At 61.7% G+C, this 1,076-nt stretch carries 1 protein-coding gene and 1 pseudogene; one reads left to right on the forward strand and one right to left on the reverse strand.

What is annotated here, in order from left to right:
• Positions 1 to 105: 105 nt before the first annotated feature.
• Entirely contained in the window at positions 106 to 498 is a 393-nt protein-coding gene (locus tag AB0873_RS32640) for a VOC family protein (RefSeq protein ID WP_366604659.1), read from the reverse strand.
• A 367-nt stretch (positions 499 to 865) separates the two neighbouring features.
• Here AB0873_RS32640 and AB0873_RS32645 point away from each other — a divergent pair.
• Positions 866 to 1,076 (forward strand): annotated as a pseudogene (locus tag AB0873_RS32645) (transposase); the annotation flags it as partial.

The raw sequence follows: 1,076 nt of genomic DNA on the forward strand, positions 1-1,076 counted from the left end.
CGATAGAAGCGTCAGAACTCCTATCCTTCCAGCTCAAAGGGCATCTTCTATCTTTGGGCTCTCACCAACCCAATCCTCATCGGTGGATCGAGGCTAAGGCGCGGCTCACGACATTCCTTCACCGCTGCCGTAAGGGCGGGTGATGATTTCCATACTGTGTCCGTTCGGGTCCCTGAAGTACAGGCCACGGCCGCCATCATTGTGGTTTATTCGCCCTTTCTGCGTATGCCCCGGGTCCGCATAGTAGGTGATGGCGGAGTCCTGGATTCGACCGAAAATGATGTCGAACTCCTCCTCAGTCACCAAGAACGCGTAATGCTGCCACCGGATCGAGTCCTCGGTCATGTTCATGAAGTCCAGGGTCACACCGTTGCCGGTTTCGACCGGCAGAAAGGGGCCGCACGGCTTACCCACCTCAAGCCCCAGGACGGCCGCCAGGAATTGTGCCGACTCCTTCTTATCATGACATGGCACGATTGTGTGGTTCAGCTCTGCCACTTTCATCTACCTCTCTGGTATGAATCAACGTTTCCGGCTCCCCTATCGAACACGCCTTCAATCGCCATGCGCACCTCACCGGCAGGGGGATCGCCCTTTGAAGGCACATCCCTCGGACGCCCTGATCACACACTACGTGCTCCTTCCTCAAACTCGCCTTCAGGCTCGGTGTCACCGCGGTCAACTGTGGCGTCCGCTCTCGGCGCTCCGCTGCACGATTTGTCCACGTCGGGGTGTCCGTGAGGACATGTTGCCCGCCCACCCGCAAAGCCGCCATCCTGGCGGAGTGGCTACGCGAGCGCCCAGGATCGAGGTGATCGGCCCCGACGGCTCCGCGGCCTACGCGGACGCCATCCGCGTCGGGGCACTGGGCTATGACAAGGGCGACCCGGCGGGCAAGAACGGGGGGAACTCCCGCAACGACGTGCGAGCCAAGACGGTGCTGACGGATGTCGGTCCGGTCGAGATCGACGTGCCCCGCGACCGCGACGGCAGCTTCGCCCCGCAGATCGTCAAGACGCGGCAGCGCCGGTTGTTCGGGGTGGACGACATGGTGATCTCCCTGTCGGTCAAGGGCC

The sequence above is a fragment of the Micromonospora sp. NPDC047707 genome, from assembly GCF_040704235.1.
Lineage (GTDB): Bacteria > Actinomycetota > Actinomycetes > Mycobacteriales > Micromonosporaceae > Micromonospora.